The following is a 14,612-nucleotide window of genomic DNA, read 5'->3' on the forward strand; positions in this document are numbered from 1 at the left end:
ATGGGGGTTCACGGGGCGTCAGCCCTTGACCGCGCCGCGCATGATGCCGCCGACGATCTGGCGGCCGAAGACGGCGAAGACGAGCAGCAGCGGCAGCGTGCCCAGCAGCGCGCCGGCCATCACCACGGCCTGGTCCGGCACGTAGCCGCGGCCGAGCCCGGTCAGGGCCACCTGCACGGTGGGGTTCTCCTGGGTCAGCGCGATCACGGGCCAGAAGAAGTCGTTCCACGCCTGGACGAAGGAGAGCATCCCCAGCACGGCCATCGCCGGCCGGGCCACGGGGAGGACGACGTGCCGCACGATGCGCAGGCTGCTCGCGCCGTCGACGCGGGCGGCCTCGATCAGCTCGGTGGGCAGCGCCTCGACCAGGTACTGCCGCATGAAGAACACTCCGAAGGCGCTGACCAGGGTCGGCATCACCACCGCCGGCAGCCGGTCGGTCCACCCCAGGCGGGCGACGATCAGGAAGAGGGGGACCACCCCGAGCTGGGGCGGCACCATCATCGTGCCGATCACCAGCGCCAGCAGCGGCCCGCGGAAGCGGAACCGCAGCTTGGCGAAGGCGAAGCCGGCGACGGTGCAGAAGAGCACCGTGCCCAGCGCGATGCTGCCGGCCACCAGCAGCGTGTTGCCCAGGGCCAGGCCCAGTCCGGCATCGGTCCAGGCGGTGCGCAGGTTCCGGCCGAGGTTGCCGCCGAACCAGAAGGGCGGCGGCGTCCTGGCCAGGCGGGTGTTGTCGTGCGAGGCGGCGACGGCCGTCCAGAGCAGGGGGAAGAGGGAGCCGGCGGCGAAGAGGGCGAGCACGGCGTAGGCGAACGGCCCGCCGTGCAGCTGCCGTCCGGCACGGTTCCCGGGTGTCCGGGTGCGGGGCGGCACGGCTCGCCTGCCCCTGCGCAGCCGCCGGGCGGCCGCCTGCTGTCCCGCTGCGATCAGCAGCAGGATCAGGAACATCGTCCAGGCGACGGCCGAGGCGCGTCCGAGGTGGAAGTCGAACCAGCCCTGTTCGTAGAGGTAGAGCCCCAGCGTCTGGAACTGGTGCGAGGCCCCGCCCTTCTGCCCGGCCGCCCCGCCGAACAGCAGCGGTTCGCCGAAGAGCTGGGTGGCCCCGATCGCGGAGACGGCCACGGTGAACAGGATGGTCGGCCGCAGCATCGGCACGGTGATGTGCAGGAACTGCTGCCATCGCGAGGCCCCGTCCAGTGCGGCGGACTCGTAGAGCTCGTCCGGGACGGCCTGCATGGCCGCCAGGTAGATCAGCGCGTTGTAGCCCGTCCACCGCCAGACGACGATCGAGGAGACCGCGATCTGCGAACTCCAGGTGCCGCTCTGCCAGTCGACGGGACCGATACCCGCCGTGCCCAGCGCCCAGTTGACCATCCCGTAGTCCCGTCCGTAGAGCAGCACGAAGACGAGCGTGGCCGCGGCGACGGAGGTGGCGTACGGGGTCAGCAGCGCGACCCGCCAGAAGGTGGCGGCACGCAGCCGGTAGTGCAGCAGCTGGGCGAGGCCGAGGGCCATCAGCAGCTGGGGCACGGTCGCCAGGAGCCCGATGGTGAGGGTGTTGCGCAGGGCGTTCCAGAAGAACGGGCTGACCACCAGCCGCGCGTAGTGGTGCAGCCCGACCCAGGTCGCGCGGTCCGGCGCCGTGAGCTCCACGCGGTGCAGGGAGGCCCAGCCCGTGTAGAGGAGGGGGAAGAGTCCGAATGCGGCGAAGAACAGGAAGAACGGCGCCACGAAGGCGTACGGGCTGTAGCGCACGTCCCAGCGGTGCAGCCGGCTGCGCCAAGTGCTGTGCGGGCGGGGGATGTTGCCCGGAGCGCGGTCGTCGTCGTGCGGCCCGGGCGGCCGCGCCTCCGGGTCGTCGACCGCTGCGGTCGTGGCCGTCATTCGTCCACCGCGTTCTCGATCTCCTTCTGCGCTGCCTTCCAGGCTTCCGCGGGCGGCTTGCCCTGCTGTTCGGCCTGCGGGATGCCGACATCGGTGAAGGCCGTCCCGATCTGCTGCTCCATGGGGCCGAAGACGAGGGTCGGGATGCCCCGGGCCGCGTCGGCGAAGATCTCGCCGACGGGTGCATCGCCGAAGTAGGGGTTGCGGGCGTTCCTGACCTCCGGCATGGCATAGGCGGCCGGGGTGGAGGGGACGCCGGCCTGCCGTGCGAAGAGCCTGGCCTGCTGGGCCGGGGCGGTCAGCCAGACGGCGAGGGCGGTCGCGGCGGCCTTGTGCCGCGCGGCCTTCGGCACGGTGATGAACGAGCCGCCCCAGTTCGCGGGCCGGGGCGCGGCGGCCACGTCCCACGCGCCCCGGCCCGCGTCGCCGGACTTCTCCTTGATGTAGCCGAGCATCCACGGCGGACAGGCGACGGCGGCGAAGCGGCCGTTGGCGAACGCCTGGTCCCAGGGCTTCTCGAACTGCCGCAGCCGGGCGGTCAGTCCGTTGCGCGCCGCCTGCATGGCCAGTCCCCAGGAGGCGGTGACCGCCGGGCTGTTGCGGTAGACGGGCCTGCCGTGCCGGTCGTAGTAGCGCTCGGCATAACCGTGGACGGACGCGTTGTAGACCCCGGCGGCCGAGTCGGTGAAGACGGTGCCCGCGGGGGCGTGGCGCATGTACGCCTTGCCGGTGTCGATGAACTTCTGCCAGTCGCCGGCCCACAGCCTGCCGACGGCCGCCCGGTCCGTGGGCAGTCCGGCCTGCCGGAAGAGGTCCTTGCGATAGCAGACGGCGATGGGGCCGATGTCCGTGCCGAGGCCGATCGTCCGGCCGTCGGGGGTGGTGGCCTGCGCCCACTTCCAGTCCAGCCAGTCGCCCCTGCGGACGCCCGGTGCGCGGGACAGGTCCTCGAAGCGGTGGCCCTGTCCGGTGGCCACGTCGTGGATGTTGCCCACTTCGACGGCCTGGATGTCCGCCAGTCCGCTGCCGGCGACGAGGTGCGTGAGGAGCTGCGGATAGTAGGTGTCGTTCCGCTCGACCACGCTCTCCTTGATGACGATGCCGGGGTGCAGCTGCTCGTACTCCCGGTAGAGACCGGCCTGTTTGTAGCCGAAGACACCGAAGGTTCCGATGGTGACCGTGGTCCGCCCGGCCTCGTCGCCGTGTTGTGCGCAGCCGGCGAGCAGGACCACTCCGAGCGCCACGGCTGCCGCCACGGCGCGGCGGGTGCGGCGGACGGTGCGGGTGCTGCGGGGCATCGCGTCCTCCCGGTCAACTGCCGTGCCGGAGTGAGGTCTTAAGGGGTCGCAGGGTCCGCAGTACGGTGGGAGCGCTCCCAGAACGACAAGTCGAAGCGTTGCCGCAACCTGGCGGAGTGTCAAGGACGCGGCGCGCGACGTGCCATGGAGGCGCCCGCATGTCCTGGACCGGAGAGACCGCAGAGACAGTCCGTCGTACCCGCCCGACCCTGGAGGAGGTGGCGGCCCGCGCCGGTGTGGGCCGGGGCACGGCGTCCCGGGTGATCAACGGCTCGCCGCGGGTCAGCGACCGTACCCGCGCGGCCGTCGAACAGGCCGTCGCCGAGCTCGGCTACATACCCAACCGCGCTGCCCGTGCCCTCGCGGCGGGCAGCGCGGACGCCGTCGCCCTCGTCCTCCCCGAGCCCGGCGCGGGTCTGCCAGCCGACCCGTACTTCACCGACCTCGTGCGCGGCGTCGGCTCCGGGCTCGCCGACAGCGGCCTGCAGCTGCAGCTCACCCTCCTGCGCGGTCCGGAGGAGGGCCGCCGGTGCGCGGACCAGCTCGCCGCGCGGCGCGTGGACGGCGTGCTGTTGGTCTCCGTCCGCGACGACGACCCCCTGCCGGGCCTCGTCGCGGAGCTCGGCGTGCCCGCCGTCCTCACCGGCCGCCGGCCCGCCGGTCTGCCCCTGACGTGCGTGGACTCCGACGACACGGGCGGCGCCCGGACCGCGCTCGGCCACCTGCTGGCCCGCGGCCGCCGTACCGTCGCCGTCATCGCCGGCCCGCCCGGCACGGCCGCGGCCCGGCGCCTCCTCGACGGCTGCCGGCAGGCGCTCGGCTCCGCCCCGGACGCCGCCCTGGTCGAGTCCGCTCCGCTCACCGAGTCCGGCGGCCGCCGCGCCGTGCGGGCCCTGCTCGACCGGCGCCCCGGCCTGGACGCCGTCCTCGCCGCCTCGGACGCGGTGGCCGCCGGCGCCCTCCAGGCGCTCCGCGCCCGCGGCCGCCGCGTCCCCGCCGACGTGGCCGTGGCGGGCTTCGGCGACTCCGCCGTCGCCCGCCACACGGACCCGCCGCTCACCAGCGTCCGCCGCCCGACCGAGGCCGTGGGCCGCACGATGGCCGCGGTCCTGCTCTCCCGGATCCAGGACCCCACGGCGCCGACGGGCCCCCGGATCGTCCTGCCCACCGAACTGATCGTGCGGGCATCGTCCTGACGCATCGTCGGCCGGGCGGTCAATCCGGGTGAACACCCCGCCGGGCAGCCGGAGAAGAGCCGTCCGGGCGGGCAGGGTCGGGGGCATGTGGAAGAAACTGCTGATGCCCGCCGCCGCCCTCGCGCTCACCGTGCCCGCCGCCCCGGCCACGGCCCGCCCGCCGCTGCCGGACACCACGGACGGGGGGTTCCTCAAGGAGGCCGTGACCGCGGCCAATCGCCACCGCGCACAGCACGGGGCGCGGCCCCTGGCGCTCGACCCCGCCCTCACCGCCTACGCCAGGAAGCGCGCCCAGGAGCTCTCCCGGGGCATCCCCGGACAGCTGAGCACCGAGGGTGCGGACCCGCGGCTGGGGGAGGACCTCTTCTGGTCGTCCGCCGGGGGCGAGCGCGCCGCGGCTGCGGGCGCGGCGCAGGCCGTCGAGGCCTGGTACGCCGAAGCGCGCTCGTACGACTGGCGGAAGCCGGGCTTCAGCGCGGCCACCGGCGACTTCACCCAGCTGGTGTGGAAGGCCTCGGACCGGATCGGCGCCGCCCGGGTCAGCGGCAGGGCGGGCGGCCGCACCGAGACCTACGTGGTCTTCGCGTTCGCCCCGCCGGGCAATGTGGACGGGGCCTTCCGGGAGAACGTCCTCCCGAGGCGGTGAGAGCCGGGGCCGGTCCGACGGCCCGTCAGGTACGTACAACGCCGAAGGCCCGGTCTGCGTCTGCAGACCGGGCCTTCGGCATCAGGGTGAGTAACGGGACTCGAACCCGCGACATCCTGGACCACAACCAGGTGCTCTACCTGCTGAGCTATACCCACCATGTCCGGCGTTTGTTTCCGTGTTTCCCACCGGCCGAGAAAAAGTGTACAGGGTCCGGAGGGGTGCTCGCTCCCGGCTTTCGCCCTGGCCGGGAGCGAGCTGCGTCACTCTGCCGGGGCTAGGCCCCGTCGGGCAGGACGTGCTTGGCCGCGATGGCCTTCGCGGTGTCCGAGTCCGGTCCGGGCTGGGGCACGAAGATCGCCTCGCGGTAGTAGCGGAGCTCGGCGATCGACTCGCGGATGTCGGAGAGCGCCCGGTGGTTGCCGTTCTTCTTGGGACTGCTGAAGTACGCGCGCGGGAACCAGCGCCGGGCCAGCTCCTTCACCGAGGAGACGTCCACGATCCGGTAGTGTAGGTGGCTCTCCAGCGCGGGCATGTCCCGCAGCAGGAAACCGCGGTCGGTGCCGACCGAGTTTCCGCACAGCGGGGCCTTGCCCGGCTCCGGGACGTGCTCGCGGATGTACGCCAGGACCCGCTGCTCGGCTTCCTCGAGCGTGGTCCCGCCGTCCAGTTCCGCCAGCAGCCCGGAGGCCGTGTGCATCTGGCGCACCACCTCGGGCATGGTGGCGAGGGCCTCGGCGGGCGGGCGGATCACGATGTCCACGCCGTCGCCGAGGATGTTCAGCTCGGAGTCGGTGACCAGGGCGGCCACCTCGATGAGTGCGTCGTCCGACAGCGAGAGCCCGGTCATCTCGCAGTCGATCCACACCATGCGATCGTTCATGCATCTCACCCTACGGGGCGCTCCCGCTGACCGGGCAGGCGCGGAGTGTAGAGGTCGGTATCGGGCTTCCCCGGATCCGGCCCGCCGGCGAGATGACCCCCGGCAGGGCCGGGATCATGAACGATATGTCCTGTATGTCTGCTGTGGCCTCCATGGGGCGGCGGAGCTCCCAGCGGCGCACCGGTGACGGCGTGCGCCGTGGTGGCCATGGCCGCCCGCCGCATCGCCACCAGCGAGGGCTCCCCCGGCCGGGGTTCGACCGGCTCCGGCCGGTCGAACCGCTCGCCGCGGTCGCCCCGCTCCGGACGCTCCGGCCGCTCACTCCGCTCCGGCCTGCCGTCCGCACCGCTCTGCGGGCGGCGCGCCCGGTAGGCGGCCCGGTAGGCGGCGGGGGAGGATCCCAGCTGCCGGCGGAAGTGGCCGCGCAGGGCCACGGGCGAGCGGAAGCCGCAGCGCCCGGCGACCTCGTCCACGGAGTAGTCCGAGGTCTCCAGGAGCCGCTGCGCCTGGAGCACCCGCTGAGTGATCAGCCACTGCAGGGGAGCGCTCCCGGTGAGCGAACGGAACCGCCGGTCGAAGGTGCGACGGCTCATGTAGGCACGGGCGGCCAGGGTCTCCACGTCGAACTGCTCGTGGAGGTGCTCCAGCGCCCAGGCGACGACCTCGGCGAGCGGGTCGGCACCGATCTCCTCCGGTAAAGACCTGTCGAGGTAGCGCTCCTGTCCTCCGCTGCGGCGCGGCGGCACGACGAGACGCCGGGCCAGGGCCCCCGCCGCGTCGGCTCCGTGGTCGGTGCGGACGATGTGCAGGCACAGGTCGATGCCTGCCGCGGTGCCCGCGGACGTCAGTACGTCGCCGTCGTCCACGAAGAGCTCCCGCGGGTCCACGTGGACCGACGGGTAGCGCTTCGCGAGCGTGGGCGCGTACATCCAGTGGGTGGTGGCGGGCCTGCCGTCGAGCAGCCCCGCCGCGGCGAGTACGAAGGCACCGGTGCACAGCCCCACGATGCGGGCGCCCTCCTCGTGGGCGCGGCGCAGTGCGTCGAGTGCGGCGGCGGGCGGCGGTTGGGTGATCGACCGCCAGGCCGGTACGACGACGGTGCCGGCCCTGGAGAGTGCCTCCAGGCCGTACGGTGCGGTCAATTCCAAGCCGCCGGTCGTTCGCAATGGCACATCTTCGCCCGCGCACACCAGCAATCGGTAGCGGGGAACTCCCGCGTCCTGTCGGTCGATTCCGAAGACGGAGAGCGGAATGGAGCTTTCGAAGATGGGGCCGCCGCTGAAAAGCAACACGGCGACGATCTCCCGGCGGCGGCGTCCGGAGAGCTTGCGCGCGGCCTCCGGTACGGTCGTGGAGTCCTGGCTCATGGCGCTAAGCCCCCCTCGGCGGTCGAGTCCTCTCGGTCCTGCACGTTTCCCCTCGGTCCTGAACGGTTCCCCCGCCGGTCATGGCCAAGATCGAATCTACTGCGTCGCATGGAGACGCGGTGACCAGTTCACCACCCGGCTCTATGTCGACATGACAACTTGGCGCGAAGCGTTCGATCACGAAGCGTTGCACTTGCAGGGCTCGGTGAAAAGTACGCCTCCCGCCCCTGCCCACACAGCGTAGGCGGCAACCGCCTTCAGCGGTCCTTTCCTTGCTGGTCGACCGGCTGTTGGGAGCGGCTGCGGCCAAGGTGGGGAGTTCGGCCTGAAGTTGGCTGAAAACCTACGGGTGCAGGCGTACGAGAGCGTCAGTCGACGGGCTGTCCGGTGCCCTGATGCCGTCCGCCCCGGTGTGTGCCGGCGCCCGTTCTGCCGTGCCGTCCGCGGTGCGGCGCGGACCGGTCGGCGGCGACTCGCGCGGCGGTGCGCTCGGACTGGCGCAGCAGGGCGTGGCAGACGCAGGTGAGGGCCACCAGTCCGGCCGCGCTGCCGACCGCACCGCCGAAGGACTGACCGCACATCAGCAGAACGACCGGGACCAGGGCGCAGCTGAACGCCGCCCAGCGCACGACGTCGCTCACCGGATCGGGGGATTCCCCCTCGGCGTCGTCGTCGTGGGTGTGGTCACGGGTTCCGGGCACGGAGCGGCTCCCTGCTGGCGGCTGCTGGCGGTACTACAACGCCGCTCCCGCCGCCCGGGTCACTGGGGACACGGGCATCTCCGGGAGACCCGGCCCATTGCGCTGCGCGCCGCCCTCGTGCATGCTCCGGGGAAGCCCGAGCGCCTTGGCCAAGGGCGCCGGGTGCCGCGGTTCCGTCCGCCGGGACCGGGTGCCGAACGGCCGGTTCCGGAGGGCGTGCATCATCCGCAGGCATCTGGGCAGGCGGGGAGTGGCGCCGTACCCTGGGGGTAAGCACTTGAAAAGATGAATCCCGGACGGATTTTGCCGTCCATGATCCATCTGCGGGCAGCGCCTCCCAGCTCCGTCGACAACTTCAACCAGCCCACTGCCGATCCCCGTCCGAGGACTTCCTTCGCCGAGACACCGATGGCCGGTCACGAATTCTCCGAACCCGCGGACCGCAAGCGGATCGCCGATCAGATGGCGAATCCCGAAGCGGCGGAAGAAACACGTCATTCCTGCGATCCGGCATTCCAGCACGGCGTCGTGGTGGGCTTCGACGGCTCCATGTCGAGCGAGCGAGCGCTTGCGTATGCAATCGGGATGGCCCGGCGCTCCGGCTCGGGGCTGATCATCGTCCATGTGGCCAACCGGCTGCCGACGACCGTCTGGGCGGGCTGCGAGCCGCCGGTCTTCGTGGACGTCCCCGACCACCGCACCGAGGTCCTCGGCCTCGAACTGGCCTGTGCGGAGCACCTGTCCGAGGTGCCGTGGATCCTGGTGGAGCGTGGCGGGGACATCTGCCACGAACTGGAGGAAGTCGGGCGGGAGTACGCGGCGGACGCGATCGTCGTCGGCTCCACGCACGGCCTGGTGGGCCGGATCTTCGGCTCGGTGGCGGGGCGGCTGGCGCGGCGCGCGCAGCGCCCGGTGGTGGTCATCCCCTGAGCGGTGCCCCGCTTGTCGTTCTCTGCAGGAACGTCAAGTCCCCCATGCCGTCGGCGACATGAGGGAGCGCCACGCCGGAATCTACTCGCGCGTAGAGGTGGCGGGCGCCGTTCCGGCGGGTAGGCATCGGGCGACAGGACGCTTGCGTGCTGCCGGACGGGAGGTGACGGTTCCCGGGTCCCGGCGGCATCACCGCCGGCGCGAGGGCGACGCCGGCACAGGGGAGGCGGTCCTCCCCGCGCGCGTGGTGGCACGTGCAGGGAGGACCGTCCTTCTCGGACCTGTCGCGGACAGGTGCGGACAGGTACGAGAGTCCGTGGCCCCGTGCGGGGCCGGTCCGGCGGCTACTCGACGGTGACGGACTTCGCCAGGTTGCGCGGCTTGTCGATGTCGCGGCCCATGGCCTTCGCCGTGTAGTAGGCGAGCAGCTGGAGCGGGATGCCCATGAGGATCGGGTCCAGCTCGTCCTCGTTCTTCGGCACCACGATGGTGTGGTCGGCCTTCTCCTGCTCCTGGTGCGCGACGGCGAGGATGCGGCCGCTGCGGGCCTTGATCTCCTCCAGCGCGGCGCGGTTCTTCTCCAGCAGGTCGTCGTCCGGAACGATCGCGACCGTCGGCATCGCGGGCTCGATCAGGGCCAGCGGGCCGTGCTTGAGCTCGGAGGCCGGGTAGGCCTCGGCGTGGATGTACGAGACCTCCTTGAGCTTCAGCGAGGCCTCGCGGGCGACGGGGTAGCCGCGGACCCGGCCGATGAACATCATCGACTTGGCGTCGGCGTACTCCTCGGCCAGCTTCTTGATCTGCTCCTCGTTGTCCAGGATCTCGGAGATCTGGGCGGGGAGCTTGCGCAGGCCCTCGATGATCCGCTTGCCGTCGGCGACGGACAGGTCGCGGATGCGGCCCAGGTGCAGGGCGAGCAGCCCGAAGGAGACCACCATGTTGGTGAAGCACTTGGTGGAGACGACGCAGACCTCGGGGCCGGCGTGCACGTAGATGCCGCCGTCGGTCTCCCGGGCGATGGCCGAGCCGACCACGTTCACCAGGCCCAGGACGCGGGCGCCCTTGCGCTTGAGCTCCTGGACGGCCGCGAGGACGTCGTAGGTCTCGCCGGACTGGGACACCGCGATGTACAGCGTGTCGGGGTCCACGACCGGGTTGCGGTAGCGGAACTCGGAGGCGGGCTCGGCGTCGGAGGGGATCCGGGCCAGCTCCTCGATCATCTGGGCGCCGATCTGGCCGGCGTGGTACGAGGTGCCGCAGCCGAGGATCTTGACCCGGCGCACGGCGCGGGCGTCGCGGGCGTCGAGGTTGAGGCCGCCGAGGTGCACGGTGGAGAAGCGGTCGTCGATACGGCCGCGCAGTGCGCGGTCCACGGCGTCGGCCTGCTCGTGGATCTCCTTGTGCATGTACGTGTCGTGGCCGCCCATGTCGTACGACTCGGCCTCCCACTCCACGGTGGTCGGCTGGGCCGAGGTGGCGGAGCCCTCGGTGGTGTACGTGCGGTACTCGTCGGCCTTGAGGGTGGCCATCTCGCCGTCGTCCAGGGTGACGACCTGGCGGGTGTGGCTGACCAGGGCGGCGACGTCGGAGGAGACGAACATCTCCTTCTCGCCGATGCCCAGCACCACGGGGGAGCCGTTGCGGGCGACGACGATGCGGTCCGGGAAGTCGGCGTGCAGCACGGCGATGCCGTAGGTGCCCTCGATGTGCCGCAGGGCCTCGCGGACCTTCTCCTCCAGGGTGCCGGCCTGGGAGCGGCCGATGAGGTGGGCGAGCACCTCGGTGTCGGTGTCGGAGACGAAGACGAAGCCCTCGGCGGTCAGCCGGGTGCGCAGGTCGGAGGCGTTGTCGATGATGCCGTTGTGGACGACCGCGACCTTCTCCCCGGCGTCCAGGTGGGGGTGCGCGTTGACGTCGTTCGGGGCGCCGTGGGTGGCCCAGCGGGTGTGGGCGATGCCGGTGGTGCCGTTGAAGCGCTTGGGCAGGCGGGACTCGAGCTCGCGGACGCGGCCCTTGGCCTTGGCCGCCTTCAGGCCGCCGGTCTTGCCGCTCGCGTGCAGGGCTATGCCGGCGGAGTCGTAGCCGCGGTACTCCAGGCGCTGGAGGCCTTCGAGGAGCAGCGGTGCGACGTCACGCTTCCCGATGTATCCGACGATTCCGCACATAAGTGACCCTCCCAGGTAAGCGATCAGTGGTGCCCGGCGACGGTGATGACGATGGGCGACGGCAGTGGCCGTGGCGGCGGTGCGGCGTGCGGGCCGCTGTGCGCTCAGCCGTAGACGATGCGGCGCAGCTGCCGCAGCGAGAGTTCGGGCGGCGCCACCGCCCGGTGCGGCAGCTCCGCCGCGATCCGTTCGAAGATGCCGACGTTCGTCATGCCGCCGGACTGCAGCTCGCGGTGGCGGCGGCGGACGAACTCCTCGGTCGTCTCGTCGAAGTACGCCAGCACGTCCAGCACCACCCGGGCGGCCTCACCGCGCTGCAGCGGTGTGCTGCGCACCAGGTGGTCGACCAGGTCGTCGTGGGTCATGCGGCGTTCGAGCACCCGTCGATACTGAGGGGTGCCGAAGCCTTTCGCAAGAATCCTGCCCGAAATCGGGCAGGAGTGCGGTCGAAGTGCGACGGAAGTGGTGGGAAATCGGTCAGAAGCGGCGAAGTACGGCCTGCTTCGCCGCGGCGAACTCCTCGTCGGTGAGGACGCCCGCGTGATGCAGCTCACCGAGCTCGCGCAGGCGGCGCAGCAGGGTGTCGTGATCGGCACCGGCCACGGCGGTCTCGGGTGCCGTGCCTTCGAGCTGCGGCACGGGGGAGGACGCCGGAAGAGGGGCAGCCGGTTCCGCTGCTCCCGACGGATGCGGCAGCCGGACGGTGACCGCCGCGGCGACCAGTGCCATCAGCGGGTCCTTTTTGAAGCCGTACAGCTCCACGGCGTGCGGATCCCGCTTGGCCGGCAGCCTGCTCGGGCCGCCGGCGGTGGTGAACCGGAGGCAGCCGTTCTCCAGGCCGGCCGAGGGCCGCCATTCCACGCCGTGGATCTCCGCCAGCGGGAGCACGGTCGGGCCGGCCGCCCGCTTGTCCTCGTCCGTCTTCCAGTTCCACTCCAGCCGGACGTGCTCGCCGTCGAAGTGGACGGTGCCGTCGCCCGCGGACACCGACAGCGGCACGGCCGGGCCCGGCAGCAGGTAGCGGTCCACCGGGCCGGAGGGCACCTGGTCCAGCAGCAGCGCCTGACGCACCTCGTCCACCAGGTAGCCGGCGACGTCCGCCCCCGAGGCGTCGACCGCCAGCCGATAGGGATCGGCGGCGTCCGGAAGCCGGCCGCCCGTCGCCCGGGACAGCGGATCGGCTCCGTGGCGCAGCTGCAGGCGCAGCCGGCCGGCCTTGCGGCCCGGCTCGAAGGAGATGCCCGCAACGGCAGTCAGCGGCACGGTCAGCTCGCCGAGCGTCTGCCGCGCGGCGTGCACCCCCTTGTCCCAGCCCGGGACGATGCGTATCGCATCACCCTCGAACTCCCAAGTGCCGTCCTTCTGAAGGATCTCAACCATGCGGGCAATTCTCCCAGCAGGTCCGGCCCGGGACGAACCGCCGGGAACCGTCAGTCCGTGAGCCCCAGTTCCCGGGCGATCAGCATCCGCTGGACCTCGCTCGTGCCCTCGCCGATCTCCAGGATCTTGGAGTCCCGCCACATCCGGGCCACCGGGTACTCGTTCATGAAGCCGTAGCCGCCGTGGATCTGCGTGGCCTCGCGGGCGTTGGTGACCGCGATCTCCGAGGAGTACAGCTTGGCCAGCGCCGCCTCCTTCTTGAACGGCTCGCCGTGGACCAGCCGGGAGGCCGCGTCCCGCCAGGCGAGCCGGGCCGTGTGCGCCCGCATCTCCATGTCCGCGATCTTGAACTGGATGGCCTGGTTGGCCCCGATCGGCCTGCCGAACGCCTCGCGCGTCCTCGCGTACGACACCGACTCGTCGACGCAGCCCTGGGCCAGGCCTGTCGCCAGGGCCGAGATGGCGATCCGCCCCTCGTCCAGTATCTGCAGGAACTGGGCGTAGCCGCGCCCCTCCGCGCCCAGCAGGTTGGCCGCCGGGACCCGGACGTCGGAGAAGGACAGCTCCCGGGTGTCGGAGGCGTTCCAGCCGACCTTGGAGTAGGGGGCCGCGACCGTGAAGCCCGGGGCGCCGGACGGGACGATGATCGCGGAGATCTCCGGACGGCCGTCCGGCTTGCGGCCGGTGACGGCGGTGACCGTGACCATGCCGGTGATGTCCGTGCCGGAGTTGGTGATGAAGCACTTGGTGCCGTTGATCACCCATTCGTTCGTGGCCTCGTCCAGCCGGGCCGTGGTGCGGGTGGCGCCCGCGTCCGAGCCGCCGCCGGGCTCGGTGAGGCCGAAGGCGCCCAGCATCTCGCCGGTGCAGAGCTTCGGCAGCCAGGCGCGCTTCTGCTCCTCCGTGCCGAAGCGGTACACGGGCATGGCGCCGAGCGAGACGCCCGCCTCCAGGGTGATCGCGACCGAGGAGTCCACCCGGGCGAGCTCCTCCAGGGCGAGGCCGAGGGCGAGGTAGTCGCCGCCCATGCCGCCGTACTCCTCGGGGAAGGGCAGCCCGAACAGGCCCATGCGGCCCATCTCCCGCACGATCTCGTACGGGAACTCGTGGCGCTCGTAGAAGTCCCCGATCTTGGGGGCGACCACGTCGTGTGCGAACTCCTCGACGGTGCGGCGGAGTTCCTCGTGCTCGGGAGTGAGGCGATGGTCCAGCGGCATGGCTCAGTGCTCCTGGTGCGAGAGGGCGCGGACGGTGCGGGAGGGGCTGGGCCGGCCCAGATGTGCGGCCATCCACACGCTGGTGGCGGTGAGCAGGCCGAGGTCGACCCCGGTGGAGATGCCGAGGCCCTCCAGCATCCAGACGAGGTCCTCGGTGGCGAGATTGCCGGTGGCGCTCTTGGCGTAGGGGCAGCCGCCGAGGCCGCCCGCGGAGGCGTCGACGGTGGTCACCCCGTGGCGCAGGGCGGTGAGGGTGTTGGAGAGGGCCTGGCCGTAGGTGTCGTGGAAGTGCACGGCGAGCCGCCCGGCGGGCACCCCGGCCTCCCCGAGCGCGGTCAGCAGGGCCGCGACATGGCCCGGGGTGGCGACGCCGATGGTGTCCCCGAGGCTCAGCTCGTCGCAGCCGAGGTCCAGCAGGCGGCGGCTCACGCGGACCACCTGGTCGACGGGGACGGCGCCCTCCCAGGGGTCGCCGAAGCACATCGACAGGTAGCCGCGCACGCGCCCGCCGGCCTCCCGGGCCCGCGCGACGACCGGCGCGAACATCTCCAGCGACTCGTCCACGGTGCGGTTGAGGTTGGCCTTGGCGAAGGACTCCGTGGCGCTGGCGAAGACCGCGACCTCGCGGACGCCGAGCGCGAGGGCGCGGTCGAGGCCGCGCTCGTTGGGCACGAGGACCGGCAGCCGGGCCGGTACGTCCGCCAGCATGGGCATCAGCTGTTCGGCGTCGGCCAGCTGCGGCACCCACTTCGGGTGCACGAAGCTGGTCGCCTCGATGACGGACAGGCCGCTGGCGGCGAGGCGGCGGATGAACTCCGCCTTGATCTCCGCCGGGACGACGGCCTTCTCGTTCTGCAGGCCGTCGCGCGGCCCCACTTCGTGGATCCGGATACGGCCCGGGAGGGCGGGGTCCGGAACGGTCATCGGCAGTCCGCTGATCAT

At 72.0% G+C, this 14,612-nt stretch carries 13 protein-coding genes, 1 tRNA gene and 1 pseudogene; 3 read left to right on the plus strand and 12 right to left on the minus strand.

Features of this window, described 5'->3' with window-relative positions; translation table 11 throughout:
- Positions 1–18: 18 nt before the first annotated feature.
- From ACLHRZ_RS17110 to ACLHRZ_RS17120, 3 genes and pseudogenes are all read right to left on the minus strand, one after another.
- Positions 19–897: a carbohydrate ABC transporter permease gene (locus ACLHRZ_RS17110; protein ID WP_490419356.1), complete on the minus strand. Its 879-nt coding sequence runs from the start codon at positions 895–897 to the stop codon at positions 19–21.
- A pseudogene (locus ACLHRZ_RS17115) lies at positions 886–1,887 on the minus strand (carbohydrate ABC transporter permease); the annotation flags it as partial. The pseudogene ACLHRZ_RS17115 and the gene ACLHRZ_RS17110, both read right to left, overlap by 12 nt.
- Positions 1,884–3,185, minus strand: a complete 1,302-nt coding sequence (locus ACLHRZ_RS17120) for an ABC transporter substrate-binding protein (protein ID WP_490419289.1) — start codon at positions 3,183–3,185, stop codon at positions 1,884–1,886. The gene ACLHRZ_RS17120 and the pseudogene ACLHRZ_RS17115, both read right to left, overlap by 4 nt.
- Before the next feature lie 158 nt (positions 3,186–3,343).
- Between ACLHRZ_RS17120 and ACLHRZ_RS17125 the strand changes: the two genes are divergently transcribed.
- Together ACLHRZ_RS17125 and ACLHRZ_RS17130 are read left to right on the plus strand one after the other, a co-directional pair.
- A complete protein-coding gene (locus tag ACLHRZ_RS17125) occupies positions 3,344–4,381 on the plus strand; it encodes a LacI family DNA-binding transcriptional regulator (protein ID WP_490419290.1) in 1,038 nt (345 codons plus the stop codon).
- Between the two features lie 85 nt (positions 4,382–4,466).
- Positions 4,467–5,027, plus strand: coding sequence for a CAP domain-containing protein (locus tag ACLHRZ_RS17130; RefSeq protein WP_490419291.1), 561 nt, complete (start codon positions 4,467–4,469; stop codon positions 5,025–5,027).
- Positions 5,028–5,112: 85 nt separating this feature from the next.
- On the opposite strand, the gene ACLHRZ_RS17135 is transcribed toward ACLHRZ_RS17130, so the two are convergent.
- From ACLHRZ_RS17135 to ACLHRZ_RS17150, 4 genes are all read right to left on the minus strand, one after another.
- Positions 5,113–5,185, minus strand: a tRNA-His gene (locus tag ACLHRZ_RS17135).
- A 119-nt stretch (positions 5,186–5,304) separates the two neighbouring features.
- Entirely contained in the window at positions 5,305–5,910 is a 606-nt protein-coding gene (gene orn / locus ACLHRZ_RS17140) for an oligoribonuclease (RefSeq protein WP_490419292.1), read from the minus strand.
- Positions 5,911–5,915: 5 nt separating this feature from the next.
- Complete coding sequence (locus tag ACLHRZ_RS17145; protein WP_490419293.1) at positions 5,916–7,277, minus strand: helix-turn-helix domain-containing protein; 1,362 nt, start codon at positions 7,275–7,277, stop codon at positions 5,916–5,918.
- Positions 7,278–7,645: 368 nt separating this feature from the next.
- Positions 7,646–7,978 (minus strand): hypothetical protein, encoded by a 333-nt coding sequence (locus ACLHRZ_RS17150; protein WP_490419294.1) that lies wholly within the window; start codon positions 7,976–7,978, stop codon positions 7,646–7,648.
- Positions 7,979–8,386: 408 nt separating this feature from the next.
- Here ACLHRZ_RS17150 and ACLHRZ_RS17155 point away from each other — a divergent pair, with 408 nt between their 5' ends.
- The gene (locus tag ACLHRZ_RS17155) at positions 8,387–8,908 is read left to right on the plus strand and encodes a universal stress protein (RefSeq protein ID WP_490419357.1); all 522 of its coding nucleotides are present in this window, start codon (positions 8,387–8,389) and stop codon (positions 8,906–8,908) included.
- A 344-nt stretch (positions 8,909–9,252) separates the two neighbouring features.
- Here the strand turns inward: ACLHRZ_RS17155 and glmS are convergent, their stop codons facing one another.
- The 5 genes from glmS to ACLHRZ_RS17180 form a co-directional block, all read right to left on the minus strand.
- Positions 9,253–11,073, minus strand: a complete 1,821-nt coding sequence (gene glmS / locus ACLHRZ_RS17160) for a glutamine--fructose-6-phosphate transaminase (isomerizing) (protein ID WP_490419295.1) — start codon at positions 11,071–11,073, stop codon at positions 9,253–9,255.
- A gap of 104 nt (positions 11,074–11,177) precedes the next feature.
- Positions 11,178–11,453: a hypothetical protein gene (locus ACLHRZ_RS17165; protein WP_490419296.1), complete on the minus strand. Its 276-nt coding sequence runs from the start codon at positions 11,451–11,453 to the stop codon at positions 11,178–11,180.
- Between the two features lie 97 nt (positions 11,454–11,550).
- The gene (locus ACLHRZ_RS17170; protein WP_490419297.1) at positions 11,551–12,453 is read right to left on the minus strand and encodes a DUF4429 domain-containing protein; all 903 of its coding nucleotides are present in this window, start codon (positions 12,451–12,453) and stop codon (positions 11,551–11,553) included.
- Between the two features lie 50 nt (positions 12,454–12,503).
- The gene (locus tag ACLHRZ_RS17175) at positions 12,504–13,664 is read right to left on the minus strand and encodes an acyl-CoA dehydrogenase family protein (protein ID WP_490419358.1); all 1,161 of its coding nucleotides are present in this window, start codon (positions 13,662–13,664) and stop codon (positions 12,504–12,506) included.
- Positions 13,665–13,673: 9 nt separating this feature from the next.
- Positions 13,674–14,612: a hydroxymethylglutaryl-CoA lyase gene (locus ACLHRZ_RS17180; RefSeq protein WP_490419298.1), complete on the minus strand. Its 939-nt coding sequence runs from the start codon at positions 14,610–14,612 to the stop codon at positions 13,674–13,676.

Source organism: Streptomyces sp. AM25, assembly GCF_058146165.1.